Source organism: Rhodobacter sp. SY28-1, from assembly GCF_005222785.1.
In the GTDB taxonomy this organism is placed as follows: Bacteria; Pseudomonadota; Alphaproteobacteria; order Rhodobacterales; family Rhodobacteraceae; genus Tabrizicola.
In genome coordinates, this window is sequence record NZ_STGH01000003.1 from 884,805 (window position 1) to 910,782 (window position 25,978).

Genomic DNA, 25,978 nt, shown 5'->3' on the forward strand with positions numbered 1-25,978 from the left:
GCCAGCTTGTTGAACATTTGTATAGTAACCGCGGGCGGACAGAAAAAACTGCCCGAATCGACCGGGATGGCCAAAAGGGAAGCAAGTAGATGCCCCTGATCCGCAGCGATTTCCCGCATCCCGTCGAGGTTGTCGAAAACCTGTGGATTCCCCTGCCGGATGGCACGCGGCTGGCAGCAAAGCTGTGGCGTCCGGCCGAAGGGCGGCATCCCGCGATCCTGGAATACCTGCCCTACCGCAAGCATGATGGGACCCGGTCGCGCGACCAGGGAATGCACATGTACCTGGCGGGTCACGGCTATGCCTGCCTGCGGGTCGACATCCGGGGCTGCGGCGAAAGCGAGGGGCTTATCCACGACGAATACTCTGAAATCGAACTGGCGGATGGCTGCGACGTCATCGCCTGGATCGCCGCGCAAGACTGGTGCGACGGGCAGGTGGCGACGATCGGGATCAGCTGGGGCGGCTTCAATGGCTTGCAGATCGCGGCCCGCCAGCCCCCGGCACTGAAGACGGTGATCGCCGTGGGCTTCACCGACGACCGCTATGCCACGGACGTCCACTACATCGGCGGTTGTCTGTCCAAGGACAACTTGGACTGGTCGGGGACGATGGTCGCGGGGATGGACCTGCCGCCCGACCCTGCCTTGCACGGCGCGGCCTGGCGCGACCTCTGGCTGCAACGCATCGAGGCGAACCGGCCCTGGGGCCTGATCTGGATGCACCATCAGCGCCGCGACGGTTATTGGCGGCACGGGTCAGTCTGCGAGGATTTCGCAGCGATCAAGGTCCCGGTCTACGCCGTCTCGGGCTGGGCCGACAACTACTCCGAAGCCGTTCCGCGCCTGCTGGCGGGCCTTGGTCCCGAAGAATGCCGCGGCCTTATCGGGCCCTGGGCCCATTCCTTCCCGATGGATGTGACAGTCGGCCCGGCCATTGGCTGGCTGCAGGAGGTGATCCGCTGGTGTGACCACTGGATGAAAGGTCGCAATGTCGGGATCATGGACGAACCGGCCCTGCGGGTCTGGATGCAGGACTCTGTGCCACCCCGGACCTGCTACACCCACCGCCCCGGTCGCTGGGTTGGCGAGGACACATGGCCCAGCCCCCGCATCCGCGACTGGCGGCTCTTTCCCGGCCCGGGCGGGCTGTCCGAAACTCCGCAACCGGGCGCGGCGCGCATCTGCTCCCCCCTCTGGGTGGGTGCCGCTGCTGGCGAGATCGGGCGCTACGGCGATGAGGCCGACTGGCCCACCGACCAGCGCGAGGATGACGGCGGGTCGCTGGTCTGGACAACCGAACCTTTGCCCGAACCCATCGAAATCCTTGGCGCGGCACGGCTGCACCTGCGCGTCGCTTCCGACAAACCACTGGCCCTGGTTGCCGTGCGGCTGAACGACATCGCGCCGGATGGGTCCTCGACACGGGTCACGCTGGGCGTCCTGAACCTGACGCATCACCTTGGCCACGACCGGCCGCAGGCGCTGCTCCCGGGCCAGCCGGTCGATGTGGTCGTCGAACTTGACGACATCGCACACAGCTTCCCGGCTGGCCACCGGATCGGGCTGTCGCTCTCCTCGGTCTACTGGCCCATTGCCTGGCCCTCGCCCGCGCTGGCGACGCTGACCGTCGACCTTGCCGCAACCCACCTGACGCTGCCCGTCCGCCCTCCCCGCCCGGAGGACGACACTTTGCGCGCTTTCGACCCGCCCGAAATGGCCCCGGACAGCCCGGTCATCCACCACCCAGTCACCCCCGCCCATCCGCGCCGGGTGACGCGCGACCTGTTGTCGGGACGGATCATCGTGGACTTCCCGCGATGGTGCTACGACCACGAGTTCCCGGACATCGGCATCCGCCAGGCCAGCGATGGCCACGCGCGGTACCTGATCACCGAAGGCGACCCGCTTAGCGCCACGATGGAAACCGCCTATCGCGTGGTGCAGACCCGCGCGGACGGGGTCTTCACCCACGAAAGCCGCAGCAGGATGACTTGCGATGAAATGCATTTTCACCTGTGGGCCGAAACCGTCATCCTCGAAAACGGGCACGAAATCGCCCGCAAGACATGGGCCGAGGAGATTCCGCGTGACCATATCTGACGCGCCCCCTCACCCGGCACGGGAGAGTTGACTTGAGCCACAAGGCCGCAGCAAGCTTTGGTGAATTGGCCCCGCCCGGCCAGAGGTGTGCATGAGAGTCGAATCCGTGCCCTTGAGCGGGCCAAGTCCAGGCACAACGCGGACCCTGACCCGCTACCACTGGGGGCGCGAAGGGGCCAGGCCCAAAGTCTACCTTCAGGGCGGTCTTCATGCCGACGAGATGCCCGGTCCGCTGACACTGTTCCACCTGATGAACCTGCTGGATCAGGCCGAGGCGGAGGGACGCGTCGCCGGGCATGTCATCGTCGTCCCGCTTGCCAATCCCATCGGCTTGTCCGAATGGCTGCTGCACAAACCCGTCGGGCGGCGCGACCTTGAAGGCGCAAACAACTTCAACCGCGGCTATCCCGATCTGGCGGCGCTTGCAGGTGATGCGCTGGAAGGGAAGCTGGGACCCGACCCTGCGGCGAATGCTCGGATCATCCGGGCGGCCTTTGCGCAAGCCCTGGCCGAGGCCAAGATCGAGACCGAGGTGGATGAGCTTCGCATCCGGCTTATGGAGGTCTCGCATGACGCCGACATCGTGCTGGATCTCCACTGCGACCATCGGGCGGTGATGCACTTCTATGCCTCGACGGCACGCCCCGACATCACTGACCTTCTCGGCCGCTGCACCGGATCGACCCTTGCATTGATCGAGGATGTCTCGGGCGGCAACGCCTTCGACGAGGCGCATACCGCCCCTTGGAGAGCGCTGCGCGACCGCTACGGCGATGCGGTGCCGCAACCTTGCTTCTCGACCACGCTGGAATATCGCGGGCAGCTGGACGTTGACGACACGACTGCCGCGCAGGATGCCGAAGGCCTGATGGCCTTCCTTGCAGCCGTCGGCGCGCTGACGGACGGCCCTGCTCCGGCGCATGGTCCGGCGGAAGAACTGCCGCTCGCCGGGGCCGTAGAATACATGGCCCCCATTGGCGGAATTGTCAGCTGGGTGACGCAACCCGGCGACCGCGTGACCGAAGGCCAGGTGCTGGGCCACGTCACCGACGCGGCGTCCCGGCAGCGGGTGGAGATCACCGCTCCAACGACGGGGCTTCTCTTTCGGCAAGAGCTTTGGACCAGCTGCTTGAAAGGGCAAGGCCTCTGCCATGTGGCGGGCAAGGAAATCCGGCGGCAGGGCAACCTGCTGTCCAACTGAACCAACCAGAACAGGGAGTGACGCGAGATGATCGGTAAGGCAGGAAGGATGTCGCGCTGGCTGGCCGGTGCGACCATGGCGCTGGCTTTGGCTGTGACCCCGGCACTGGCAGACGGAGTGCTGGATCGGGGGATCGGCAGCGAATGGTCCTCGCTTGACCCGCAGGTGAATTTCGATGCCGCCGCGGGCTGGATCATGATGGATGCCTACGAAGGCCTGGTGACCTACGGCCTGGGTGGCGGTGTGCAACCGGGCGCTGCCGAAAGCTGGACCGCCAGCGAGGACGGCAAGACCTATACCTTCACGCTGCGCGAGGGGCTGAAGTGGTCGAACGGCGACCCGATCAAGGCACAGGAATTCGTCGACTCTGTCCTGCGCACGTTGAACCCGGATACGGTCAGCGAGAAGGGCTATTACTTCTACTCGGTGGTGAAGATCAAAGGCGCCGAAGCGATCGCGAATGGCGAGACCAAGGATGCCAGCGGGCTTGGCGTGACTGCCCCGGACGACCGGACGGTGGTGATCGAACTTGAGACGCCCGCACCCCATATCCTGAACATCATGGGCGCCTTCCAGATCCCGCCCCTGCACGGTCCATCCTACGCGGCAAACGGCGCGGCGGGCTTCGTGGACCCGGCCAAGGTGGTGTCAAACGGCGCCTACGTCTTTGCCGAAGTCGTCCCGCAAAGCCATGTGCTCTTGAAAAAGAACCCGAACTACTGGGATGCGGCGAACGTGGCCATCGAGACGGTAAAGTATCACGTCACCGAGGACGTCTCGACCGAGTTCAAGCGGTTCCAGGCCGGCGAGATCGACATCACCTATGACATCCCGGTCAACCAGATCGAAGAGGTGAAGGCCTCGATGCCGGATCAGGTCTTCATCACGCCCTCGACCGAAACGACCTACTACAGCTTCAACCTGACCAAGCCGGAACTGCAGGACATCAACGTCCGCACCGCGCTGTCGATGGCGATCAACCGCGAGCTTCTGCAGGAAAAGATCGTGAAGGGTGGCGCGATCCCGGCCTATTCCTATGCGGGCGGCTTCGATCCGGCCTACGAGGGGCCGATGATGCCCGGGTTCGAGCTGAGCCAGGAAGAGCGCGAGACCAAGGCGAAAGAACTGATGGCCGCCGCCGGATACGGGCCGGACAACCCGTTGAAGCTGACCATCGTGACGACCGTCGCCGAAGACCGCGTGCGCCTGGCGCAGGGCGTGTCCCTGATGTGGAAGCAAGTGCTGGGTGTCGAGGCGACAGTCGAACCGATGGAGCGCAAGGCCTGGCTTGATGCCTTCTACGCGGGCACCTGGGACGTCTTCGCCGACAACCTCGTGGGCGACTTCGCCGGGGCCGAGACCTTCCTTGCCTACATGCGCCCCAGTGCTGAACCCGGCTACAACTGGGTGAAGCCAGAATATGACGCGCAGATGGATGTGGCGGCGACGATGCCGGATGCCGCCAGCCGGAATGCCGAACTCGCAAAGGCCGAGAAGATCCTGCTGGATGACGTGATCTTTGCGCCCATCGCCAAGGAGCCCTTGCGTCGTCTGGTCAGCCCGAAGGTCGGCGGCTACACGCCCTCGGTCACCGACTACATCAACAGCCAGTTCCTGACGCTCGCACCCTGACATGCTGCGGTTCGTCGGGCGCAGGCTCTGGTACGGAGCATGGACACTGGCCGCATTGGTCACGCTGACCTTCTTCGTCATGCGCCTTGCCCCCGGCGGGCCGTTTTCCCGCAACCGCAAGATCAGCCCCGAAGTGCAGGCCAACATCGAGGCGGCCTTCCATCTGGATGAACCGCTCTGGCAGCAGTTCGCCCGCTTTGTCTGGGGCGTGTTGCGGCTGGACCTCGGGCCGTCCACCCGGCACCGCGACTACTCGGTGAACGACCTCATCGCCAGCGGTCTGCCCTATTCGCTGACCATCGGCTTCTGGGCCATCGTCGTCGCCTCGCTGGTCGGCGTAGCCCTTGGCATAGCCGGGGCGCTGCGGCGAAACGGCATGACCGACTACGTGGCGGGCACGGTGGGGGTTGTGGGCATCGCCATCCCGATTTTCGTGATCGGCCCGGTGATGCAGGTGATTTTCGGTCTGAGGCTGGGATGGCTGCCCATCGGCGGCTGGGATGGAACCTGGCGGTCGCTGGTCCTGCCGGTGGTCGTCCTCGCCCTGCCCAACATCGCCTACATCAGCCGCCTGACACGCGCGTCGATGATCGAGACGTTGCGCGAAAACTACGTCCGCACCGCGCGCGCCAAGGGCATCGGCTGGCGTCGCACCCTCTGGCGCCATACCTTGACCGGAGCACTTCTCCCGGTCATCGCCTACCTGGGCCCCGCCACCGCCGCGATCATCACCGGGTCGATCCTGATCGAGACGATCTTCGCCGTCCCCGGCATCGGCCGGCACTTCGTGGACGCTGCCCTGAACCGCGACTATCCCTTGGTGATGGGCATTACCCTCCTCTACGGCGGGATGCTCATCCTCTTCAACATCGCCACCGACGTCGTCCGCGCAATCCTTGACCCGAGGATCCGGAATGAGCGTTGATCTCGCCCCTGCCCGCAGTGCGTCCACGTTCCAGCTGCAACTGCGGCGCTTCCGGCAGAACCGGCTGGCGATGGTCTCGGTCGTGGTGCTGGCGCTGATCGTCGCGCTTTGCTTCCTTGGCCCCTACGCCTTCCCCTTCACGGGAGAGGACGCAGATTTCGACTTCATCTCGGCCCCGGCCGAGCTCACTTGGCCCCATCTTTTCGGCACCGACGACTTCGGGCGCGACCTTCTGGTCCGGGTGCTGGAAGGCGGGCAGGTCTCCCTCACCATCGGCTTTCTCGGTGCGCTGGTCGCGGGCGTGATCGGCGTCCTGTACGGGGCCATCGCGGGCTATGTGGGCGGTCGCACCGACGGGGTTATGATGCGGCTGGTCGAGATCCTCTACGGCTTTCCTTACGTGATCCTCGTCATCCTCCTCAGCATCCTCTTGGGCGGCGGCACCCTGGCCCTGTTCGCCGCCATCGTCTTCACCCTCTGGCTGACCCCCGCCGTAATCGTCCGCGCGCAAGCCCAGTCGCTGGCCCAGCGCGAGTTCGTGCAGGCCGCCCGCGCCGGGGGCATGACCGGCCCGGCCATCGTCCTGCAGCATATCGTGCCGAACTGCATGTCCACCGTCCTCGTCTACGGCTCGCTCCTCGTGCCCGAGGTGATCCTGTCCGAGTCGTTTCTCTCCTTCCTCGGCATCGGCATCAAGGAACCGCAGGCAAGCTGGGGGAACCTGATCCAGGCCGGTACGTCGGCAATGGATACCGACCTGCGGCTTCTCCTGCTGCCGGGTGGCCTTCTGGCCGTGGTCCTCCTCTGCCTCAACTTCATCGCCGATGGCTTGCGTGACGCCTTTGATCCCAATGACCGATAGCCTTCTGTCCATACGGGACCTCACCGTCCGCTTCCGCCTGCCGCAGGGCGAAACGACGGCGGTGGACAGAGTGTCGCTGGACCTCGCCCCCGGCGAAGTCATGGGCATTGTCGGAGAAAGCGGTTCGGGCAAAAGCCAAATCCTTTATGCGATGATGGGCCTTCTGGCCGCGAACGGTCGGGCCGAAGGTCAGGTGCTGTTCCAGGGCCAGGACCTTCTGACGCTGCCCCCCCGCGACCTCGACCGGGTGCGCGGCGACGCTCTGTCGATGATCTTCCAGGACCCGATGACCAGCCTAAACCCCTACATGCGCGTGGGCGACCAGCTGGCCGAGGGACTGATCGTCCACAAGGGCCTTTCCAAGGCGCAAGCAGGGGCAGAGGCGGTGCGGATGCTCGACCGCGTCCGCATCCCCGACGCCGCCGCCCGCGCCCGCCGCTACCCGCACGAATTCTCCGGCGGCATGCGCCAGCGCGTGATGATCGCGATGGCGCTCTTGGCCAAACCGAAACTCCTCCTCGCCGATGAACCGACCACAGCCCTTGACGTCACCATCCAGGCGCAGGTTCTCGACCTGATGGCCGAACTGGGGCGCGAGACGGGTACGGCGATCATCCTCGTCACCCACGACCTCGGCGTCGTGGCGCGGCTTTGCGACCGGGTGGTGGTCCTGTACGGTGGCCGCGTGATGGAGGAAGCCCGCGCCGAGACCCTCTACGACGCCCCTGTTCATCCCTACACCCGCGGGCTTCTGGCCGCGATGCCCCGGCTGGAAACCGCGCTGACCCCGCGGCTTGGCACCATCCCCGGCACGCCCCGGTCGGGCGGCACCGTCAGCGGTTGCCCCTTTGTCGACCGCTGCGAGGTCCGCCTGCCCCACTGCGCCACCGAACGCCCCGCCTTGCGCGACCTGTCCCCCTTCCACCGCGCCGCCTGCCATCTGACAGGTGCGCAATGACCCTGCTGGAGGTCCGCAATCTTGACGTTGGCTACAAAGTCCCGGGCGGCAGCCTCCTCTCCGGCCCGCGCGTGCTACCCATTGTCCATGACGTCTCCTTCACGCTGGAGCCAGGGCGCACCCTCGGCGTCGTCGGCGAATCCGGCTGCGGCAAGTCCACCCTCGGCCGCGCGCTTCTGCGGTTGATCGAACCCACGGCGGGACAGGTCCTTTGGCAGGGTCAGGACATGGCGACGATCCCGAACCTGCGGCAACGCCGGTCCGAGATGCAGATCATCTTCCAGGACCCGGTCGCCGCCCTTGATCCCTGCATGACCCTCGCCCGCATCGTCAGCCGCCCGCTCGCGACCTTCGAGCCCGGCCTCTCTCGCCGCGAAGCCCGCGAAAGGGCGGTGGAGGCCCTGCGCCTTGTCGGCCTCTCCGCCGATTTCGCCGACCGCTACCCGCATGAGCTGTCCGGTGGCCAGGCGCAGCGCGTCGGCATCGCCCGCGCGCTGGTCGGCAAGCCAAAGCTCATCATCTGCGACGAACCCGTTTCGGCCTTGGACGTGTCGATTCAGGCGCAGGTCATCAACCTTCTGATGGACCTGCAGGAAAAGATGGGCCTCGCCCTTGTCTTCATCTCGCACAACCTCGCCGTCGTGCGCCACATCAGCCACGACCTCATGGTGATGTGCCTTGGCCGCGTCGTCGAGCACGCCCCGCGCAGTCCCTTCTACGCCCGACCGCTGCACCCCTATTCGCAGGCCCTGATGCAGGCCGTCCCCGAACCCGATCCGCGCCGGGAAAAGGGCCGCATCGGCACGGCTCTACCCGGAGAGCTGCCCTCGGTCCTCAACCCGCCCCCCGGCTGCGTCTTCGCCAGCCGCTGCCCCAAGGCCGCGGACCTGTGCCGCTCTACCAGACCCGAGTTGCGGGAGGTCGCCCCCGGCCGCCTCGCCGCCTGCCATTTCACGGATGCCCCATGACCGACCTTGCCAGCCTCTGGGCCGCTGTCCCGCAGCTCTCCAACATCCACGCCAGCGCCGACGGCAAATGGGCCTTCTGGTGCATGTCCGGCGTGTCCGAGACGGAAAACGTCTGGTGCGCACCGCTCGATGGCTCCGCCCCGCCCCGGATGCTGACCAACGGCCAGGACCACTACCTGATCCGCGACGTCGCCCCCGACGGTAGTCGCCTTGTCCTTGCCCAGTCGCTGAACGCGAACGAGCATGACCACCTTCTGCTCCTCGACCGCGAAACCGGCGCGCTGACCCAGATCACGCCCACGCAAGACACCCACTACGTCTACGGCGGCGCCTTGTCGAAAGACGGCGCGGCAATTTTCTTTCTCGCCGACTACGACTATGGCCTGAACGAAGTGACCCAAGGCGCCTGGCTCTGGCGGCAGGACCTGGCAACCGGCAAGCGCACCTGCCTGGCCCAAGCCGACAGCCCCCCGCACTTCTACATCGGCCCCCAGCTTTCGCCAGACGGCACCCGCCTTCTCTGGCACCGCAGCGACCGTGCGCCGGGGGGGTATCAGCTGTGGCTGGTGCCCGTGACGGGGGGAGAGGCGATCAAGGTCCTGGACCTCGGGCCGACCAACAACGTTCTCGCCGCCTGGCTGGACGACGACCGTATCGGATTTGCCTGTGACCACGACCAGCGCGACAAGCTGGGCATCCTGACTCTGTCCAGCGGCGCAATCGACTGGCGGGCGGGCGAACCAGACCTGTTCCCCCATTCCGTGCTGGCAGGCACTGGCGACGACTTCCTCTGCATCCACCACGTCGAAAGCCACACCCGCGCCGCCCTTGTCGGACCCAAGGGCATCCGCCGCCTCCCGAACTCATCAGGCCGCCGCAGCCTCCTGACCCATGCCGCGCTCCCCAATGGCGGCTGGCTGGCCGAGGCTTACGACGCCGACGCCCCGCATGACCTCGTCACCATCGCCGCCGACGGCACCTGCCAGACGATCTTCCGCGCCGACCCGGAGCCCCGACGCCACCACGCCGCCCCACAGGACTTCCGCTGGACTGCCCCGGATGGCCGCCCGATGCAAGGCTGGCTTTACCGTCCCGATGGCCCGCCCAAAGGCCTGATCGGATACGTCCACGGCGGGCCGACTTGGCATTCCGAGGATTGGGTGAACCCGAAGATCCAGTTCTGGGTCGCCTCTGGCTACGCCGTCCTCGACCCGAACTACCGGGGCTCGACCGGCTTTGGCTATGCCCACCGCGAGGCCGTCAAGGAAGACGGCTGGGGCGGGCGCGAACAGGCCGACATCCGCAGCGGTCTGGAGGAGGCGCTGGCTGCAGGCATCCACGGCCCGGTTGCCGTCGCAGGCAATTCCTACGGCGGCTTCTCCAGCTGGTACGCGATCACCCGCCATGCAGACCTTGTCACCGCCGCGATCCCGATGTGCGGGATGTATCGGCTGGACATCGACTACCACGCGACCGAGATGCCGCATGGGCGGGCCTACAGCGAAGAGATGATGGGCGGCACCCCCGAAGAGTTCCCCGAGAAATACGCCAACGCCTCGCCCGGCCGCTTCATCGACCAGATCCGGGGCCACGTCATGATCGTCCACGGGCTGGCCGACTCCAACGTCGGACGGGAGAACACCCATGCGGCGGTCCGGGACCTCACCGCAGCGAGAATCCCGCATGAAGTCCTGCTTTTCGAGAACGAGGGGCATGGCGTGTTCCGGCGCAAAAACGTATCGAGCTACCTGCGAAAAAGTGTGGAGTTCCTGGAAGGGGCATTTCGGAACGGGCTGCGAAAGAGTGGCTGAGGGATTAGCATCGCAAGAAGCCGCTCTTTGGCTGTCACCGACACGCATCCGTACCAACAACTTTCTTGCGAGACCTGTCGCCGGAGGCTCCCCCGATCGCGTGGTCCAGTACGTTACCACCATCCTTTGCCTTCGAACCAAAGCGCGCGCTTGGACCAAAACGGTCGGAACGCGGACATGTGCCTCCTCCACGCACAACGGCATCTACCCTTGTCGGCCAGTGAACGGGTCCACCTTTCGGCTTCAGATTTCTTGATCCCCTTACGCATTCCTTACGCCGCACAACGAAATCCCGCATAGCGCCTTTACGCGATCCCGGTGGATTCTCTGGCTCGCATTACCGGAGATTTCACATGCTCGATCTTCTCTATCTCGCCCTCGGCCTCGCCGGGTTCGCTGCCTTTGCCCTCGGTGTGCGCGCCGTCGAGCGGATGTGAGGGCCGCCATGTTCGACCTGATCCTCGGCCTTGCCGTTGCGGCGGGCCTTTTCGTCTATCTTGGCGTGGCTCTGCTGCGCCCTGATCGGTTCTGATGGGGCGTATGACATGACCTTGGCTGCATATGCACTCTACTTCGTGGTCCTCGTCGGCCTGGCCTGGGCCCTCGCCGACTGGATGGCACGCGTCTACAGTGGCACGCTGCCGCTCCCCCTGCTGCGCGTAGAGGGTGCCCTGCTGCGCGCCTGCGGGGCTGCGCCCGACCGGGGCATGGGCTGGTCGGCCTACGCGCTTTCGGTGCTGGCCTTCAACCTGGTGGGCTTCCTTCTGCTTTTCACGATCCTGCGGTTGCAGGGATTGCTGCCCCTGAATCCCGACGGCATCGCTTCGGTGTCCCCTGACCTTGCGTTCAATACCGCTGTCAGCTTCGTCACCAACACCAACTGGCAGGCCTATTCGGGCGAGGCGCAGCTGAGCTACCTGAGCCAGATGGCGGGCCTCACGGTGCAGAACTTCGTCAGTGCCGCGACGGGCATGGCGGTGGCAGTGGCGGTCATCCGGGGCTTCGCTGCGCCGAAAGGCTCGACCCTCGGCAATTTCTGGGTCGACATGACACGTTCGACCTTGTGGATCCTGTTGCCCCTGTCGATCCTGCTGGCCCTTTTCCTTGCCGCGCAGGGCGTGCCCCAGACGCTGCAGGGCGCGGTCACCGCGACGGGAGTGGAGGGGCAGGAACAGATCATCGCCCGTGGCCCGTCCGCCGCGCAGATCGCGATCAAGCAGCTTGGCACCAACGGCGGGGGCTTCTTCGGGGTAAACTCGGCGCATCCGTTCGAGAACCCGACCATCACGTCGAACCTCGCGCAGAGCCTGTCGATCCTGCTGATCCCGGTAGCCTTCTGCTTTCTCTTCGGCCGGATGGTCGGCGACCGGCGGCAGGGCTGGGCGATCTTTGCCGCGATGGCGGTGATGTTCGTCGCGGGCCTTGCGGTGATTCATGTCTACGAGGTGGCAGGAAACCCGTCGCTGGGCCTGGGGGCCAACATGGAAGGCAAGGAGCAGCGCTTTGGCGCGATGCTGTCCTCGATCTGGGCGGCCTCGACCACCGCGGCGTCGAACGGTTCGGTCAACGCGATGCACGACTCGTTCATGCCGCTGTCGGGGCTGGTGATGCTGGTCTTCATGCAGATCGGCGAAGTGATCTTCGGCGGTGTCGGCGCAGGGCTCTACGGGATGCTCCTCTACGTCGTCCTTGCCGTGTTCCTGGCCGGGCTGATGGTGGGGCGCACGCCCGAATACCTCGGTCGCAAGATCGAGGGGCGCGAGGTGACGCTCGCTGTCCTCGCCTTCCTGTCGATGCCGCTGGGTATCCTGGTGGGCGGGGCCTTCGCCAGCACCGTTCCGGCCGCTCTGGCCTCGGTTCAGGATGCAGGTCCGCACGGGCTGTCCGAGATCCTTTACGCCTACTCCTCGGCCACCGGGAACAACGGCTCGGCCTTCGGCGGCTGGGGCGCGGCGAACATCTGGCAGACGACCGCGCTCGGCATCATCATGCTGCTGGGGCGCTACGCGATCATCGTGCCTTTGCTGGCCATCGCCGGGTCGATGGCGAAGAAGCCCCAGGCCCCGGCCACGAGCGGCACCTTCCCGACGCATGGTCCCCTGTTCGTCACGCTCCTAATCCTGACCGTGGTCATTCTTGGCGCGCTGACCTTCTTTCCCGTCCTTGCCCTTGGCCCCATCGCGGAAGAGACCGCGCGGCTGGCTGGGCAAAGCTTCTGAGGCAACCATGTCCAAACAAGCGAAAACCGCTGACCTGAGCGGCCTTTACCCAGCCGCGATCCGCGAAAGCGTCTTCAAACTCGATCCCCGGGTCCTGTGGCGAAACCCCGTGATGTTCGTCACGGCGGTTGTGGCCGCGATGACCACGATCCTCGGGCTGCGCGACCTCTTGGCCGGGGCCGATGGGGCGGGGACAAGCCTGCACATCTCGGCCTGGCTGTGGCTGTGCGTCCTGTTCGCCAACTTCGCCGAGGCCTTGGCCGAAGGACGCGGCAAGGCGCGGGCCGATACGTTGCGGGCGACCAAATCCGAAACCCGCGTGCGGGTGCTGGATGCCCCGGACGATGATCCCGCGAACGGGGTCGACACGCCGTCCACCGCGCTCAGGCCCGGCCAGTTCGTCCATGTCGCCGCCGGAGAGATCATCCCGACCGACGGCGAGGCGGTGCGTGGCGTGGCATCCGTCAACGAAAGCGCGATCACTGGCGAAAGCGCGCCTGTGATCCGCGAGGCGGGTGGCGACCGGTCGGGCGTCACCGGCGGGACGACCATCGTCTCGGACTGGCTGGTGATCCGGGTGACCGCCGAGCCGGGGAAAAGCTTCCTTGACCGGATGATTGCCCTTGTCGAAGGGGCCGAGCGGCAGAAGACCCCGAACGAGATCGCGCTGAACATCCTTCTCGTCGGGCTGACACTGATCTTCCTGTTCGTCGTGGTCACCCTGCCGGCTTTTGCCAGCTACTCGGGCGCGGCGATCCCGGTGATCGTGCTGGGGGCGTTGTTCGTGACGCTGATCCCCACGACGATCGGCGGGCTCCTGTCCGCCATCGGGATCGCGGGCATGGACCGCCTGGTGAAGGCCAACGTCATCGCCAAGTCCGGCCGCGCGGTCGAGGCGGCGGGGGATGTGGACACGCTTCTCCTCGACAAGACCGGGACGATCACCTTCGGCAACCGGATGGCCGATGCGCTGATCCCGGCACCGGGGGTGGACCTGCGGCGGCTGGCCGAGGCGGCAGTTCTGGCCTCGCTGGCCGATGAGACGCCCGAAGGCAAATCCATCGTGGACAAGGCGCGCGAAATCCTTGGGGCGGTGCCCGCGATGCCGAAGGGGGCAGAACCCGTGGCCTTCACGGCGCAGACGCGTCTGTCGGGCCTTGATGTCGATGGCAGGTCTTACCGCAAGGGGGCCATCGACGCGGTGATCCGGCTGACGGGCCAAACCCCGCCTGGCGCGCTGGCCTCGCAGGTTGACGCCATTGCGCGGTCAGGGGGCACGCCTCTCCTCGTGGCCGAGGGGACGGAAATCCTGGGTGCCGTCCACCTCAAGGACATCGTCAAACCCGGCGTGCGAGACCGCTTTGCCGAGTTGCGGGCCATGGGCATCAGGACCGTGATGATTACCGGCGACAACCCCCTGACTGCCGCCGCCATCGCCGCCGAGGCCGGGGTGGACGATTTCCTGGCCGAGGCCACACCCGAGATGAAGCTGGACCTCATCCGCCGCGAACAGGCGGGTGGGCGGCTGGTCGCCATGTGCGGCGACGGATCGAACGACGCGCCTGCTTTGGCGCAGGCCGACGTGGGGGTGGCAATGAACGCGGGCACCCCGGCCGCAAAGGAAGCCGCGAACCTGATCGACCTAGACAGCGACCCGACCAAGCTGATCGAGGTGGTGCTGGTGGGCAAGCAGCTGCTCATCAGCCGTGGGGCACTGACGACGTTCTCCATCGCCAACGACGTCGCGAAATACTTCGCCATCCTCCCCGCGATCTTCGTTGCCGCCTATCCGGGGCAGGGTGTCCTGAACATCATGGACCTTGCCTCGCCCACCTCGGCGATCCTGTCCGCCGTGATCTTCAACGCTCTGATTCTGGTGGCGCTGGTGCCCTTGGCGCTGCGTGGGGTGCAGTACAGACCCTCCACCGCGGCGGCACTTCTGCGTCGGAACCTGCTGATCTACGGCCTCGGCGGCCTGATCGTGCCCTTCATGGGCATCAAGGCCATCGACCTGGCCCTTGTCGCGCTGAACCTTGCCTGAGGAGACCTGACATGCTGTCACAGCTTCGCCCCGCCATCTCTCTGACCGTGCTCTTCACGTTGCTGACGGGCCTGGCCTATCCCCTGGCCATGACCGGCCTTGCCCAGACCCTGTTCCCCGCCGCCGCGAACGGCAGCCTTATCGAACGGGAGGGCACCGTCATCGGCTCTTCCCTCATCGCCCAGCCCTTCGCGGGACCGGGCCACCTGCACCCCCGCCCGTCGGCGAGCGGCTGGAACGCGGCGGGGACCGGCGCGTCGAACCTTGGGCCAACTTCTGCGGCCTTGATCGCGGCGGTTGCGGAACGCCGCGCCGCGTGGGAGGCGCTGAACGGCGCCCCTGCACCCATTGACGCCGTCACGGCTTCTGGCTCTGGCCTCGACCCCGACATCAGCCCCGAAACCGCCCTTGCGCAGGCCGACCGGATCGCCGCCGCACGCGGGGCCGACCCGACGGCGGTGCGGGCCCTGATCGAGGCGTCTGTCCAGGGCCGCACCTTCGGCCTTTACGGCGAACCGCGCGTCAACGTCCTTCTCACCAACATCGCCCTTGACGACGCCTTCCCGATGCCCCCCGCTGGCAACTGATGAGCGAAGAGACCGACATCCGCCCCTCGCCCGAGGCCCTTCTCGCCCATGCAGCGCGCGAAGGTCGGGGGCGGCTGAAGGTCTTCCTCGGCGCGGCCCCCGGCGTCGGCAAGACCTGGGCCATGCTCGACGACGCCCACCGCGAGGCCGCGAAGGGCCGCGACGTGGTGGCCGCGCTGATCGAGACGCATGGCCGGGCCGAGACCCAGGCCAAGCTGTCAGGCCTGACGCAACTGCCGCGCAAGCCCGTGCTCTATCAGGGCCGGGTGCTGACCGAGATGGACCTCGACGCGCTTCTGGCGCGCAAGCCGGACCTCGCGCTGATCGACGAACTGGCGCATACCAACGCCGAAGGCAGCCGCCACGACAAACGCTGGCAGGACGTCGAAGAGGTTCTGGCCGCCGGGATCGACGTCTACACCACACTGAACATCCAGCACATCGAGACGCTGAACGAAACCGTGGCCCGAATCACCGGCGTCCGGGTTCGCGAAACCGTTCCCGACGATGCGCTGCAACTGGCCGACGAGATCGAGTTGATCGACCTGCCGCCGGACGAGCTGGTCGACCGGCTGAAGCAAGGCAAGGTCTATCCCGCCGATCAGGCCTCACGCGCGCTGTCGTCGTTCTTCGTCAAGGGCAACCTTACCGCCCTGCGCGAACTTGCCATGCGCACCGCCGCCGACCGGGTCGATGCGCAGCTGCGCGAGCACATGGCGGCAAACGCGATCTCCGGCCCCTGGCCGACGCAAGAGCGGATCCTTGTCTGCCTGAACGAAAGTCCTGCGGCGCGCGAGGCGATCCGGGTTGCCAAGCGCAGCGCCGACCGGGCGCGGGCCGACTGGATTGCGCTGAACGTGGTGCAGGCCCGGGCAGAAACGCTGCCGGAAGCCGACAAGGACCGCCTGGCGGGCAGCCTGCGCCTGGCCGAACGCCTTGGCGCGGAACTCGCCACGCTTGAGGCCGAGCACGACGTGGCCGAAGCGATCCTCGACTACGCCAAGACCCGAAACGTGCGCCGCATCGTCATCGGCCGTCCCCGCCCACGACCCTTCTGGCTGCGCCTCGGCGGCGAGGACGTGGCGGCGGACCTCCTGCGCCGTTCGGGCCCGTTCGAGGTCACGCTTGCCTCGGAACCTGAAGACCGGACGAAACCCCTGGGCCTGCGCCTGCCTCTCCTGGGGGCCGAGCCCAGGGGCTGGATCGAGGCGGTCCTCGCCGTCGCCGTCGCCTCGGCCTGTTCCTTCGCCGCCGACCAGCTTTTCCCGATTGCCAGTCTCAGCGTCATCTACATGACGGCGGTCGTCTTCGTCGCCAGCCGCCGGGGCCTTGGCCCGGCCCTTGCCAGCGCCGTGCTGGGGTTTCTGGCTTACAACTTCCTGTTCACCGAGCCGCGCTTTACCTTCCAGGTCTCACGACAGGGCGAAATCCTGACGCTTGGTCTCTTCCTCGTGGCCTCGCTGATCACCGGCAACCTGGCCGCGCGGCTTCGCGCCCGGATTGAAGCGCAGGCCGCAATCTCGGACCGCACGAACAAGCTTTACGACTTCAGCCGCCGTGTCGCCGCCTCGGCCACCGCGGACGACGTGGTCTGGGCCTCGGTCAGCCATGTCGCGACAATCCTGCGCTGCGAGGTGGTGCTTCTGATGCCGCGCGGGGCAGAGCTGCAAGTTGTCGGGGGCTTCCCGCCCGAAGACCGGCTTGAGGTCCGCGACCAATCCGCGGCCCAGTTCACCTGGGAAAAGGGCGAACCCGCCGGTCGTGGGTCGGACACCCTGCCCACCGCGCGCTGGTTCTTCCTGCCGCTCATCGCCGGCGACCGGCGGCTCGGGGTCCTGGGCATCGCCTATGAGGACGACCGCCAGCTTGCCCGGACCGACCGGCGGCTTCTGGACGCGCTGATCGACCAGATCGCCCTGGCGCTCGAACGCCTGCGACTGACCGAGGACCTCGCCGCCACCCAGCTTGCCACGGAAACGGAACGCTTGCGCACGGCGCTTCTGAACAGTGTCAGCCACGACCTGCGCACGCCGCTCGTCACCATCATCGGCGCGGCCGGGCACCTGGCCGACAGCGACCTGCCCGCCAAGTCCCGCCGCGACCTTGCCGACAACATCCGCGAAGAAGGCGAGCGGCTGGACCGCTATGTCCAGAACCTTCTGGACATGACCCGCCTTGGCCACGGCGCCCTGAAGCCCCGCCTGACACCGCAGGACGTGGCCGAGATCGTCGGTGGCGCGCGCGCTCGGATGAAGGGTGTGTTGCGCGGGCACGACGTTCAGGTGGACCTTGCCCCGAACCTGCCGCTGATCCTGGCCGACGGCGTGCTTCTGGAGCAGGTTCTGGTGAACATGCTCGACAATGCCGCCAAATATTCTCCCGAAGGCTCGCCGATCCGCATCGGTGTCACCCAGACGGGTTCGCGGGTGGAGATCTGGGTAGCGGACCGCGGACCCGGCATCCCACCGGCGGACCGGTCGCGGATCTTCGACATGTTCTACCGCGTGGCCATTGGCGACCGGCAGCGCGCGGGCACTGGCCTCGGTCTTGCGATCTGCAAGGGCCTGGTCGAAGCGATGGGTGGCACGATCCGCGCCGAAGCGGGCAGCCCTGACGGCCTTGGCACGCGCATGGTCGTTGCCCTTCCCCTGAACAATCCCGAGGGTCCCGCATGACCGACGCGCGCATTCTGGTCATAGACGACGAAGCCCCGATCCGGCGCTTTCTGCGGGTGGCGCTGGAAGCGGACGGTTACGGCGTGATCGAGGCGGCAACCGCGCGCGCAGGTCTGGCCTCCGCCGCCCGCGAAGCCCCGGCATTGGTCGTGCTCGACCTCGGCCTGCCCGATGCCGATGGCCTGTCCGTCCTGCGCGACCTGCGCGGCTGGAGCCAGATTCCCGTCCTGATCCTGTCGGTCCGGGTCGACGAAGCCGGCAAGGTCGAGGCGCTGGACGCAGGCGCGCAGGATTATGTGGTCAAGCCCTTTGGCGTGAAGGAATTTCTGGCCCGCGTGCGCAGTCTTCTGCGCGACCGCGTATCCGAAATCCAGCCCTCGGTCCTGACCATCGGTCCGCTCCGGATCGACGCTGCCGACCATTCCGCCACTCTGGACAGCCATCCCCTCCACCTCACGCGTCGGGAGTTCGACCTGCTCTGGATGCTCGCGAGCCATCGCGGGCGCCTTGTCACCCAGGAGATGATCCTGAAGGCGATCTGGGGAACGGCCCATGCGGGCGACAGCCAGTATCTGCGGGTCTACATTCGTCAACTGCGGCAGAAACTGCGCGACGACGCCACGAACCCGCGCTTCATCATGACCGAACCGGGAATCGGATACAGGTTCCTCGAAGGCTCCTGACCGTTGACGCGACCCTGGCCGCATGGCTCGTTTTGCACAATCTTGTGGCGTCAGACTGGGTGTCTTGACCTCGCACTCGTCCCACAGCATTGAACTTCCGCATCATCGTCCCCGATCCCCACACACTCCACGAAACCGGGCGGCAGCCAAGGACCCCCTTTCCCCCGCCATCAGCCCCGTGCAAATTGCCCCCATGGCCGAGCCGAAAGACCAGTTGCCCGAACCCGACCGTCTGGAGGGTGCACCCCATCCGCGCGAGACGCGGGTGCTTTTCGGCCATGCCGCCGCCGAGGCCGAGCTTCTGCGCGCCCACCAGTCCGGCCGGATGCACCATGCCTGGATGCTGACCGGGCCAAAGGGCGTGGGCAAGGCGACGCTCGCCTGGCGCATGGCCCGGTTCCTGCTTGCCACCCCACCCGATGACGGCGGGATGTTCGCGGCCCCCCCGCCGGACAGTCTGGACATCCCCGACAGCCACCCGGTCGCCCGCCGCCTGCTGCAAGGCGCCGAGCCGAGGCATTTCCTTTTGCGCCGCGGCCCGAACGAGAAGGAAACCGCCCTGTCGCAGGTGATCTCGGTCGATGACGTTCGAAAGATGAAAAGCTTTTTCGCCTTGTCCGCCACCGACGGGGGTCATCGGACCGCGATCATCGACAGCCTTGACGAAATGGGACCGGCCGCCGCCAACGCGCTGTTGAAGCTCTTGGAGGAACCCCCTGCAAACGTGACGTTTTTCCTGATCGCGCATCAGCCCGCGCGCCTTCTGCCAACGATCCGCTCACGCTGCCGCGAGCTTCGCCTGCACCCGCTGGGGCCGCAGGACCTTGCCGACGCACTCACCCAGGCCGGCGGCGACATCGCGCCCGAGGACCGCAGCGCGCTGGCCGAACTCTCGGGCGGGTCGGTGGGCGAGGCGTTCCGGATGACGAACCTGGACGGGCTGAAACTTTACGCCGCCCTGATCCGCCTGTTCGCCACCCTGCCCCGCCTGGACCGGCCGCAGGCCCTGGCCCTGTCCGACATGGCCGGGGCACGGGGGGCTGCCGAAACCTTCGACCTCCTGGTGACGCTGATCGACCTCGTCCTTGCCCGGCTGGCCCGGCACGGGGTGACCGGCGTCACGCCCCCCGAGGCCGCGCCTGGCGAAGCGCAGCTTCTGCACCGCCTGTCGCCCGACCCGCTTGCCGCCCGGGGCTGGGCCGACCTTGCCCAGTCCGTGGCCGCCCGCGCCCGGCGCGGCAAGGCGGTCAATCTTGACCCTGCCGCGCTTCTGATGGATATGCTTCTGAAGCTCGACGAGACGGCGGGAAGCCTCGCCTTGAGGTAGCCGAAGATGTCTCCCACCCTGCCTGATCTGGTCGACAGCCACTGTCACCTGGACTTCCCCGACCTGATTGGCGAAACCGCCGAAATCATCGCCCGCGCCCGTGCCGCCGGGGTGAACCGGATGGTGACGATCTGCACCCGGCTCAAGAACGAACCGAAAGTCCGCACCCTGGCCGAGGCGCATCCGGAAGTGTTCTACGCCGCCGGAACCCATCCGATGAGCGCGCATGAGGAACCCCTTGCCACGGTCGAAGAGCTTGTGGCGCTGGCCAGGCATCCGAAATTCGTCGGGATCGGCGAAACCGGGCTCGACTATCACTACACGGCCGACTCGAAATCCATCCAGCAGACCTCGCTCCGCCTTCATATCGAGGCCGCACAGGAAACCGGCCTGCCGCTCATCATCCATTCCCGCGACGCCGACGCGGACATGGAGGCGATCCTCGCCGAAGGCATCGCCCGCCGACCCTATTCCTGCGTCATGCACTGCTTCTCCTCCGGCCCCCGCCTGGCCGAGGCAGCACTCGAGATGGGCTTCACCCTCTCGATCTCCGGCATCGCCGCCTTCCCGAAGTCGCAGGACCTGCGCGACATCTTCGCCAAGGCCCCGCTCGACCGGCTGATCCTGGAAACCGACAGCCCCTACCTTGCCCCCCCGCCCTATCGCGGCAAGCGCAACGAACCGGCTTACGTCGCCTACACCGCCCGGGCACTGGCCCCGGTCTTCGGCCTGACACTCGAAGCCTTCGCCGCGCAGACCACCGCCAACTTCGACCGCCTCTTCCCCCGCGCCGCGCGCGCCGCAAAGGCCGCATGATGGCGCGGCTCACCTTCACCATACTCGGCTGCGGCTCCTCTGGCGGGGTCCCTCGTCTCGGCGGCATCTGGGGTGACTGCGACCCCACAAACCCGAAAAACCGCCGCCGCCGCTGTTCGATGCTCATCACCCGTGAGACGGCCGAGGGCGTGACCCGCGTCCTGATCGACACCTCGCCCGACATGCGCGACCAGCTTCTCGATGCAGGCGTCGGCGCGCTGGATGGCGTCGTCTACACCCACAGCCACGCCGACCACATGCACGGCATCGACGACCTGCGGCAGGTGGTCTTCAACCAGCGCCAGCGCCTTCCGGTCTGGGCCGACGGCCCGACGCAAGAGGCGCTGTTGTCCCGCTTCGGCTATGCCTTCGTCCAGCCCGAAGGCTCACCCTATCCGCCGATCCTTGACCTCCACACCATCGACGGCCCGGTTTCCGTCGCGGGGGCCGGAGGCTCGGTCACCCTGACCCCATTCCGCGCCGATCACGGCAGCATGGACGCGCTTGGCTTCCGGATCGGCCCCCTGGCTTACCTGCCCGATGCCGTCGACATCCCGGCGGAAAGCTGGCCGGTGCTTGAAGGCCTGGACTGCTGGATCGTCGACGCGCTGCGCCGCAAGCCGCACCCGACCCATGCGCACCTTGATATGACCCTCGGCTGGATCGCCCGCGCCAAGCCCGCCCGCGCGGTGATCACCAACATGCATGTCGATCTCGACTACGCGACCCTCTGCGAGGAACTTCCGCCCCACATCAGACCCGCCTTCGACGGCATGACGGTCGCCTACGACAACCAGCCGTGAGCGCCCTTCTCGACGTCATCCTTCCGGTCTTCCTTGTCATCGGCTTTGGCTATGCGATGGTCCGCGCCAACCTGATGGCCGAAACCGCCGTCGACGCCCTGATGCGGTTCGCCCAGAACTTCGCGGTGCCCTGCCTCCTGTTCCGCTCGATCGCGTTTCTCGACCTCTCGGCGGCCTACGATCCCGGCCTGATGACCAGCTTCTACGCCGGGGCCTTCGCGGGCTTTTTCGCCTGTTTCTTCGGAGCGATGTACCTGTTCCACCGTGCGATGCCCGATGCCGTCTCGATCGGCTTTGCGGGACTTTTCTCGAACTCCCTCCTTCTCGGCCTGGCGATCACCGAGCGCGCCTACGGCACTGCCGCCCTGCAGGGCAACTATGCCATTATCTCCCTGCACGCGCCGATGCTGTACGGCTTTGGCATCGCCCTGATGGAATGGGCGAGGACCCGGGGGCATGGCCTGTCGGGCGCAGCCCTCCTTCGCCAGATCGCCAAGGCGATCCTGTCGCAGTCGCTGGTGATCGGCATCCTCCTGGGCTTTGCGGTAAACCTGTCCGGAAATCCGCTGCCCGGGTTCTTCTGGTCGGCCATCGACATGATCACCCGCGCCGCGATTCCGGTCGCGCTGTTCGGCCTAGGCGGCGTCCTGGTCCGCTACCGGATCGAGGGTGACATCGGGCCGGTCCTGATGGTTACCGCGGCCTCGCTGATCCTGCATCCGGCGGTCACCTGGGTCTTGGGCACCCAGGTCTTTTCGCTCGGGACCGATGCCCTGCGCTCGGCCGTCGTCACCGCCGCGATGGCGCCCGGGGTGAACGCCTACATGTTCGCGCACATGTACGGGGTCGGGAAACGGGTGAATGCTTCCAGCGTCCTCGTCGCCACCGCCCTGTCGATCCTGACGACCTGGGGCTGGCTGCACATCCTGCCCTGACCGCTCCTCGGCGGCTTCGCCCGTCCGCGCCGATCGCCCACGACGAGAAGCCGAAGGCGAACGATGAGCCCCTCAGCGTCCGGTCACGCCCCGCAGCCGATCCGACCGCCGCCGCAACAGCTCGACCGTGACCAGCAACAGAACCGAGATCAGCACCAGGATCGTCGCCACGGCCAGAATGGCAGGCGAGATTGCCTCGCGGATGCCGTTGAACATCTGGCGCGGGATCGTCTGCTGGTCGGGACCCGCGATGAACAGGACCGCCACCACCTCGTCGAACGAGGTGACAAAGGCAAACAGCGCGCCCGAGATCACGCCGGGCAGGATCAAGGGCATGATGACCTTGAAGAAGGTCGTCCGCGGATTGGCCCCAAGGCTGTGCGCGGCCCGGATCAGCGACTGGTCAAAGCCCGTCAGCGTTGCAGTGACGGTGATGATGACGAAGGGGATGCCCAGCACGGCATGGGCCACGATGACCCCAAGGTGCGAGTTCGCAAGGCAGCCCTTTTCCGACAGGAAGACTCCGAAGACCGCACCCATCGCGCTGTCCGGCGCAATGCAGGCCTGGGCGAAGAAAAAGCTCATCCCCACCGCGATGATGATGATCGGCACGATCATCGGACTGATAAGCAGCGCCATGATAAGCCGCCGATAGGGCATTTCCGGTCGCGACAGGCCAAGTGCCGCAATCGTGCCCAGCACGGTCGCCAGGATCGTCGCCCAAAGCCCGACCCAGAACGAATTCTTCGCCGCCTGCACCCAGGTCGCCCGCTCCCACACTGCCGACCACCAGGTGCTGTCACGCACCGTTTCCGGTGCCGGGTGGCCCAGCGTCAAAAGCGTGTCGTACCAGCGCAGGGAATATCCCGTCGGGTCGAAGGACAGCATCTTCTCGGTGAAGGTGAAATAGGGCTCGGCGTTGAACGACAGCGGAACCACGATCAGGATCGGCGCGATCAGGAAAAGGAATACCAGCCCGCAGATCACCAGGTAGGTGTAGTACCAGATCCGTTCCAGCGGCGAGGCATAGGTGGGTAGTGCCATGATGTCCTCCTCAGCCGAACTTCAGCCGGTCGATGCCGATCAGCCGGTCGTAAAGCCAGTAAAGCAGCAGGATCGACGCCAGCAGCATCCCGGCGATGGCGGCGGCCAGCGACCAGTTCGACTTCGACATGTGGAAGGCGATCAGGTTCGAGATCAGCTGCCCGTCCGCGCCCCCGACCAGCGCGGGCGTGATGTAGTAGCCCACCGCCAGGATGAAGACGAGAAGCGACCCGGCGGCGATCCCCGGCAGGGTCTGCGGCAGGTAGACCCGGCGGAAGGTGGTCCAGCTGGTGGCCCCCAGCGACCGGGCGGCGCGGGCATAGCTGGGCGGGATCACCCGCATGACGGAATAGAGGGGCAGGATCATGAACGGCAAGAGCACATGCGTCATCGCCACAATGGTGCCGGTCATGTTGTACATCATCGACAACCGCCCATCGTCGCCAATGAGCCCGATGCCGACCAGCAGGTCGTTGACGATCCCCTGTTCCTGCAACAGCGCGATCCACGACGTCGTCCGCACCAGAAGCGAGGTCCAGAACGGCAACAGCACGAAGATCATCAAGAGCGAGGACTTCGCCATCGGCAGCGTCGCCAGAAGATGCGCCACCGGGAAGGCCAGCAAGAGGCACAGGAAGGTGATGATCGCCGAGATCAGGAAGGTCTTGAAGAAGAGGTAGAGGTAGATGCGCTCATTGTCCTCACCCCGCGCCCAGCCGTCGTCGTTCAGTTTGAAGTCCGAGGCGACCTTGTAGAACTCGGCCGTGTAGACGTTTGAGGCCGAGGCCATGCCCCGCCACAGCGCCGGTTTCGCCCAGTCGGCATCGACCGCGACCAGGCTTTCCTTGAAGGGCGGGGTCAGGTCCCCCGCCTCGCGCGCGCCTTTCTTGAACAGGCTGATCGTACCGGGGACGGAATAATTGATCCGCGTGCCCGCAATGCCGGTCGTCTTGTCCGTCTGCATCCGGGCCAAGTCCTGGACCAGCGCGGCATAGGCCTCTTCCGGCGGGTCGGCCGGGTTGAAATCGGGATTGGCCTCGAACCACGCCACCAGCGCCGGGGCGGACGACGCGAAGCCGTCATGTTCGAAGGACCGCTTCAGCATAAGGCCGATGGGGATCAGGAAGGTCAGCAGGACGAACAGCAGCAGCGGCAGCACCAGCAGGAAGGCGCGGCGCTTGGCGCGGGCCTGTGCGGCCTGCAGCGCGGCCTTCAGCGGGCGGCCATCCGCAGTGGTCAGAAGTTCGTTGGTCGCTTCGGCCATGCCGTCCTCGCAAATGTGGCCGGGCGCAAGGGATTGCGCCCGGCCGGGTCTTTGTTACTGCGCCAACCAGGCGTTGAACCGCTCGTTCAGTTCCGCGTCATGGTCTACCCAGAACTCGAAGTCGGACGACAGTGCGTTGTCGAGGTTAGAGGTCGGCGAGTGCGGTGCCATCGAGAACTCGCTTCCCTTGAACAGGATATCTTCCTTCAACGCAGACTTCCGCGGCGGACCGTAGGAGATCAGTTCGGCCTGAGCACGCAGCGCCTCGGTCGTGGTGGCGAACTTGATGAAGTCCATCGCCAGATCCTTGTTCGGCGCGCCCTTAGGCACGACGTACATTTCGTTCTCGTAGATCTGGCCATCCCAGACGATCTGGAAGGGCTTGCCTTCGGCCGTGATGGCGGCAAACAGTCGTCCATTGTAGGCAGTGGTCATTGCCACTTCGCCATCCGCCAGCAGTTGCGGCGGCTGGGCGCCCGCTTCCCACCAGACGACTTCCGACTTGATGGTATCAAGCTTGGCAAACGCACGGTCTACCCCTTCCGGAGTGCCGAGCGTCGCATAGACCTCTGCCGCCGGAACGCCATCAGCCATAAGCGCGAACTCAAGCACTGCCTTTGCGCCACGCTTCAGGCCACGCTTGCCCGGAAATTTCTCCAGGTCGAAGAAATCGGCTGCCGTCGTCGGGCCCTCGGGAAACTTCGTGGTGTCGTAGGCATAGACGTTCGCCCACACGTCGGTCGAAACGCCACATTCAACGACAGAGCCGGGAAGGAAGTCCTCAAGCGCCGGCGTTCCGTCCGCGCCTGGTGCAAGGATCGACGCATCGATCGGCTCGAGAATGCCTTCGTCACACAGACGGATGACATCGGCATACTCAAGAGACGCGACGTCGACGGTTACGTTGCCAGCTTCCACCATAGCCTTGACCGGTGCTGCCGGGTTGTCGCTGTCAACCATGACGGCGGTATTGCCTGTCGCGGTTGCCCAAGGCTGAACGTGGACTTCGTTCTGGGCCGCACCATAGGCACCGCCCCAGGACATGACCGTCACGTCGGCATTGGCGGCAAAGCCAAAGCTGACCAAGGCGGTCGTCAGGATGAGGGTCTTCTTCATTCGCAAGCT

At 66.2% G+C, this 25,978-nt stretch carries 21 protein-coding genes; 18 read left to right on the forward strand and 3 right to left on the reverse strand.

From position 1 onward, the window contains the following. Positions 1-89 precede the first annotated feature (89 nt). From E8M84_RS18495 to E8M84_RS18580, 18 genes are all read left to right on the forward strand, one after another. Positions 90-2,102 carry a CocE/NonD family hydrolase gene (locus E8M84_RS18495; RefSeq protein WP_137112653.1) on the forward strand — a complete coding sequence of 671 codons (2,013 nt, stop codon included), beginning with the start codon at positions 90-92 and terminating at the stop codon, positions 2,100-2,102. A 91-nt stretch (positions 2,103-2,193) separates the two neighbouring features. After that, positions 2,194-3,303, forward strand: a complete 1,110-nt coding sequence (locus E8M84_RS18500) for a succinylglutamate desuccinylase/aspartoacylase family protein (protein WP_137112654.1) — start codon at positions 2,194-2,196, stop codon at positions 3,301-3,303. Between the two features lie 27 nt (positions 3,304-3,330). Beyond that, on the forward strand, positions 3,331-4,935 hold the full coding sequence (locus E8M84_RS18505; RefSeq protein WP_137112655.1) for a peptide ABC transporter substrate-binding protein: 1,605 nt from the start codon (positions 3,331-3,333) through the stop codon (positions 4,933-4,935). A gap of 1 nt (position 4,936) precedes the next feature. Continuing rightward, positions 4,937-5,860 (forward strand): ABC transporter permease, encoded by a 924-nt coding sequence (locus E8M84_RS18510; RefSeq protein ID WP_137112656.1) that lies wholly within the window; start codon positions 4,937-4,939, stop codon positions 5,858-5,860. Continuing rightward, entirely contained in the window at positions 5,850-6,722 is an 873-nt protein-coding gene (locus tag E8M84_RS18515; RefSeq protein WP_137112657.1) for an ABC transporter permease, read from the forward strand. Before E8M84_RS18510 ends, E8M84_RS18515 begins: the two co-directional genes overlap by 11 nt. Next, on the forward strand, positions 6,712-7,680 hold the full coding sequence (locus tag E8M84_RS18520) for an ABC transporter ATP-binding protein (protein ID WP_137112658.1): 969 nt from the start codon (positions 6,712-6,714) through the stop codon (positions 7,678-7,680). Before E8M84_RS18515 ends, E8M84_RS18520 begins: the two co-directional genes overlap by 11 nt. Continuing rightward, positions 7,677-8,648 carry an ABC transporter ATP-binding protein gene (locus tag E8M84_RS18525; RefSeq protein WP_137112659.1) on the forward strand — a complete coding sequence of 324 codons (972 nt, stop codon included), beginning with the start codon at positions 7,677-7,679 and terminating at the stop codon, positions 8,646-8,648. Before E8M84_RS18520 ends, E8M84_RS18525 begins: the two co-directional genes overlap by 4 nt. Next, complete coding sequence (locus tag E8M84_RS18530) at positions 8,645-10,459, forward strand: prolyl oligopeptidase family serine peptidase (RefSeq protein ID WP_137112660.1); 1,815 nt, start codon at positions 8,645-8,647, stop codon at positions 10,457-10,459. Before E8M84_RS18525 ends, E8M84_RS18530 begins: the two co-directional genes overlap by 4 nt. A 433-nt stretch (positions 10,460-10,892) precedes the next feature. Continuing rightward, complete coding sequence (kdpF, locus tag E8M84_RS18535) at positions 10,893-10,991, forward strand: K(+)-transporting ATPase subunit F (RefSeq protein WP_240790447.1); 99 nt, start codon at positions 10,893-10,895, stop codon at positions 10,989-10,991. Between the two features lie 13 nt (positions 10,992-11,004). Further along, on the forward strand, positions 11,005-12,678 hold the full coding sequence (kdpA, locus tag E8M84_RS18540) for a potassium-transporting ATPase subunit KdpA (RefSeq protein ID WP_137112661.1): 1,674 nt from the start codon (positions 11,005-11,007) through the stop codon (positions 12,676-12,678). A gap of 7 nt (positions 12,679-12,685) precedes the next feature. Beyond that, positions 12,686-14,719 (forward strand): potassium-transporting ATPase subunit KdpB, encoded by a 2,034-nt coding sequence (gene kdpB, locus E8M84_RS18545; RefSeq protein WP_137112662.1) that lies wholly within the window; start codon positions 12,686-12,688, stop codon positions 14,717-14,719. 11 nt (positions 14,720-14,730) lie between these two features. Further along, complete coding sequence (gene kdpC / locus E8M84_RS18550) at positions 14,731-15,306, forward strand: potassium-transporting ATPase subunit KdpC (RefSeq protein ID WP_137112663.1); 576 nt, start codon at positions 14,731-14,733, stop codon at positions 15,304-15,306. After that, the gene (locus tag E8M84_RS18555) at positions 15,306-17,981 is read left to right on the forward strand and encodes a sensor histidine kinase KdpD (protein WP_137112664.1); all 2,676 of its coding nucleotides are present in this window, start codon (positions 15,306-15,308) and stop codon (positions 17,979-17,981) included. Before kdpC ends, E8M84_RS18555 begins: the two co-directional genes overlap by 1 nt. Then, positions 17,978-18,664 carry a winged helix-turn-helix domain-containing protein gene (locus tag E8M84_RS18560; RefSeq protein WP_137112665.1) on the forward strand — a complete coding sequence of 229 codons (687 nt, stop codon included), beginning with the start codon at positions 17,978-17,980 and terminating at the stop codon, positions 18,662-18,664. The genes E8M84_RS18555 and E8M84_RS18560 overlap by 4 nt, the downstream gene beginning before the upstream one ends. Positions 18,665-18,857: 193 nt before the next feature. Further along, a complete protein-coding gene (locus E8M84_RS18565; protein ID WP_137112666.1) occupies positions 18,858-19,991 on the forward strand; it encodes a DNA polymerase III subunit delta' in 1,134 nt (377 codons plus the stop codon). Positions 19,992-19,997: 6 nt separating this feature from the next. After that, the gene (locus E8M84_RS18570; RefSeq protein ID WP_137112667.1) at positions 19,998-20,807 is read left to right on the forward strand and encodes a TatD family hydrolase; all 810 of its coding nucleotides are present in this window, start codon (positions 19,998-20,000) and stop codon (positions 20,805-20,807) included. Beyond that, entirely contained in the window at positions 20,807-21,610 is an 804-nt protein-coding gene (locus E8M84_RS18575; RefSeq protein ID WP_137112668.1) for an MBL fold metallo-hydrolase, read from the forward strand. Before E8M84_RS18570 ends, E8M84_RS18575 begins: the two co-directional genes overlap by 1 nt. Beyond that, positions 21,607-22,545, forward strand: coding sequence for an AEC family transporter (locus tag E8M84_RS18580; RefSeq protein WP_137112669.1), 939 nt, complete (start codon positions 21,607-21,609; stop codon positions 22,543-22,545). The genes E8M84_RS18575 and E8M84_RS18580 overlap by 4 nt, the downstream gene beginning before the upstream one ends. A gap of 72 nt (positions 22,546-22,617) precedes the next feature. On the opposite strand, the gene E8M84_RS18585 is transcribed toward E8M84_RS18580, so the two are convergent. Genes E8M84_RS18585 through E8M84_RS18595 form a run of 3 tightly spaced genes read right to left on the reverse strand, consistent with a single transcriptional unit; the run spans position 22,618 to position 25,969 of the window. Continuing rightward, on the reverse strand, positions 22,618-23,589 hold the full coding sequence (locus E8M84_RS18585; RefSeq protein ID WP_137112670.1) for an ABC transporter permease: 972 nt from the start codon (positions 23,587-23,589) through the stop codon (positions 22,618-22,620). A gap of 10 nt (positions 23,590-23,599) precedes the next feature. Continuing rightward, the gene (locus tag E8M84_RS18590; RefSeq protein WP_137112671.1) at positions 23,600-24,853 is read right to left on the reverse strand and encodes an ABC transporter permease; all 1,254 of its coding nucleotides are present in this window, start codon (positions 24,851-24,853) and stop codon (positions 23,600-23,602) included. Between the two features lie 54 nt (positions 24,854-24,907). Continuing rightward, a complete protein-coding gene (locus E8M84_RS18595; RefSeq protein ID WP_137112672.1) occupies positions 24,908-25,969 on the reverse strand; it encodes an ABC transporter substrate-binding protein in 1,062 nt (353 codons plus the stop codon). Positions 25,970-25,978: the final 9 nt, after the last annotated feature.

What these genes read in the sequence shown, in the direction of transcription:
- E8M84_RS18555 (WP_137112664.1), top strand. Translation starts at nt 15,306, where the DNA reads ATGAGCGAAGAGACCGACATCCGCCCCTCGCCCGAGGCCCTTCTCGCC.
- E8M84_RS18510 (WP_137112656.1), top strand. Translation starts at nt 4,937, where the DNA reads ATGCTGCGGTTCGTCGGGCGCAGGCTCTGGTACGGAGCATGGACACTG.
- kdpB (WP_137112662.1), top strand. Translation starts at nt 12,686, where the DNA reads ATGTCCAAACAAGCGAAAACCGCTGACCTGAGCGGCCTTTACCCAGCC.
- E8M84_RS18500 (WP_137112654.1), top strand. Translation starts at nt 2,194, where the DNA reads ATGAGAGTCGAATCCGTGCCCTTGAGCGGGCCAAGTCCAGGCACAACG.
- E8M84_RS18585 (WP_137112670.1), bottom strand. Translation starts at nt 23,589, where the DNA reads ATGGCACTACCCACCTATGCCTCGCCGCTGGAACGGATCTGGTACTAC.
- E8M84_RS18495 (WP_137112653.1), top strand. Translation starts at nt 90, where the DNA reads ATGCCCCTGATCCGCAGCGATTTCCCGCATCCCGTCGAGGTTGTCGAA.
- kdpA (WP_137112661.1), top strand. Translation starts at nt 11,005, where the DNA reads ATGACCTTGGCTGCATATGCACTCTACTTCGTGGTCCTCGTCGGCCTG.
- E8M84_RS18515 (WP_137112657.1), top strand. Translation starts at nt 5,850, where the DNA reads ATGAGCGTTGATCTCGCCCCTGCCCGCAGTGCGTCCACGTTCCAGCTG.
- E8M84_RS18525 (WP_137112659.1), top strand. Translation starts at nt 7,677, where the DNA reads ATGACCCTGCTGGAGGTCCGCAATCTTGACGTTGGCTACAAAGTCCCG.
- E8M84_RS18565 (WP_137112666.1), top strand. Translation starts at nt 18,858, where the DNA reads ATGGCCGAGCCGAAAGACCAGTTGCCCGAACCCGACCGTCTGGAGGGT.
- E8M84_RS18595 (WP_137112672.1), bottom strand. Translation starts at nt 25,969, where the DNA reads ATGAAGAAGACCCTCATCCTGACGACCGCCTTGGTCAGCTTTGGCTTT.
- E8M84_RS18560 (WP_137112665.1), top strand. Translation starts at nt 17,978, where the DNA reads ATGACCGACGCGCGCATTCTGGTCATAGACGACGAAGCCCCGATCCGG.
- E8M84_RS18570 (WP_137112667.1), top strand. Translation starts at nt 19,998, where the DNA reads ATGTCTCCCACCCTGCCTGATCTGGTCGACAGCCACTGTCACCTGGAC.
- E8M84_RS18520 (WP_137112658.1), top strand. Translation starts at nt 6,712, where the DNA reads ATGACCGATAGCCTTCTGTCCATACGGGACCTCACCGTCCGCTTCCGC.
- E8M84_RS18575 (WP_137112668.1), top strand. Translation starts at nt 20,807, where the DNA reads ATGGCGCGGCTCACCTTCACCATACTCGGCTGCGGCTCCTCTGGCGGG.
- kdpC (WP_137112663.1), top strand. Translation starts at nt 14,731, where the DNA reads ATGCTGTCACAGCTTCGCCCCGCCATCTCTCTGACCGTGCTCTTCACG.
- E8M84_RS18530 (WP_137112660.1), top strand. Translation starts at nt 8,645, where the DNA reads ATGACCGACCTTGCCAGCCTCTGGGCCGCTGTCCCGCAGCTCTCCAAC.
- E8M84_RS18505 (WP_137112655.1), top strand. Translation starts at nt 3,331, where the DNA reads ATGATCGGTAAGGCAGGAAGGATGTCGCGCTGGCTGGCCGGTGCGACC.
- E8M84_RS18590 (WP_137112671.1), bottom strand. Translation starts at nt 24,853, where the DNA reads ATGGCCGAAGCGACCAACGAACTTCTGACCACTGCGGATGGCCGCCCG.